Annotated in this window: 1 protein-coding gene; it reads left to right on the forward strand. The window is 65.6% G+C overall.

Features of this window, described 5'->3' with window-relative positions; all coding sequences use genetic code 11:
- Window positions 1–1,160, forward strand: a 1,160-nt coding sequence (locus tag ACIBLC_RS41895) for a 2-oxoacid:acceptor oxidoreductase family protein (RefSeq protein WP_399216739.1), incomplete at both ends; no start/stop codon positions are given.

Genomic DNA, 1,160 nt, shown 5'->3' on the forward strand with positions numbered 1-1,160 from the left:
GACCTCTCGACTCTTCCGAACTTTCCCGCCGAGATCCGGGCGCCCGCAGGAACCCTGCCGGGCGTTTCGTCTTTTCAGCTGCATTTCGCCGATCACGACATCCTGACCCCGGGGGATGCGCCCAATGTGCTGGTCGCGATGAACCCGGCGGCTCTGAAGGCGAACATCGGCGATGTGCCGCGTGGTGCGGAGATCATCGTGAATACGGACGAGTTCACGAAGCGGGCGATGGCGAAGGTGGGTTATGCCGCGAACCCGTTGGAGGACGGTTCGCTGGAGGGTTTCAGTGTCCATCCGGTTCCGTTGACGGCGATGACGGTGGAGGCGTTGAAGGGCTTCGATCTGTCGCGTAAGGAGGCGGAGCGGAGCAAGAACATGTTCGCGCTGGGGTTGTTGTCGTGGATGTATCACCGGCCGACGGAGGGGACGGAGCGGTTTCTGGCGGCGAAGTTCGCGAAGAAGCCGGAGATCGCGGCGGCGAATCTGGCGGCGTTCCGGGCGGGCTGGAATTTTGGGGAGACGACGGAGGATTTCGCGGTCTCCTACGAGGTCGCGCCGGCTGTGCGGACGTTTCCGGCGGGTACGTATCGCAATATCTCGGGGAACCTGGCGCTGTCGTACGGGTTGATCGCCGCGGCGCGGCAGGCGGATCTGCCGTTGTATCTGGGGTCGTATCCGATCACGCCGGCCTCGGACATTCTGCATGAGCTGTCGCGGCACAAGAATTTCGGGGTGCGTACGTTCCAGGCGGAGGATGAGATCGCGGGGATCGGTGCGGCGCTGGGTGCGGCGTTCGGCGGTTCTCTCGCGGTGACGACGACGTCGGGGCCGGGGGTGGCGCTGAAGTCGGAGACGATCGGGCTGGCGGTCTCTCTTGAACTGCCGTTGCTGGTCATCGACATTCAGCGGGGCGGGCCGTCGACGGGGCTGCCGACGAAGACGGAGCAGGCGGATCTGCTGCAGGCGATGTTCGGGCGCAATGGTGAGGCGCCGGTGGCGATCGTCGCTCCGCGCACGCCGGCGGACTGTTTCGAGGCGGCGATCGAGGCCGCGCGGATCGCGGTGACCTATCGCACGCCGGTGTTCCTTCTGAGTGACGGGTATCTGGCCAATGGCAGTGAGCCGTGGCGGGTGCCGGACACCGGTGAACTGCCCGACCT

The organism is Streptomyces sp. NPDC050535 (assembly GCF_044457665.1).
Classification (GTDB): domain Bacteria; phylum Actinomycetota; class Actinomycetes; order Streptomycetales; family Streptomycetaceae; genus Streptomyces.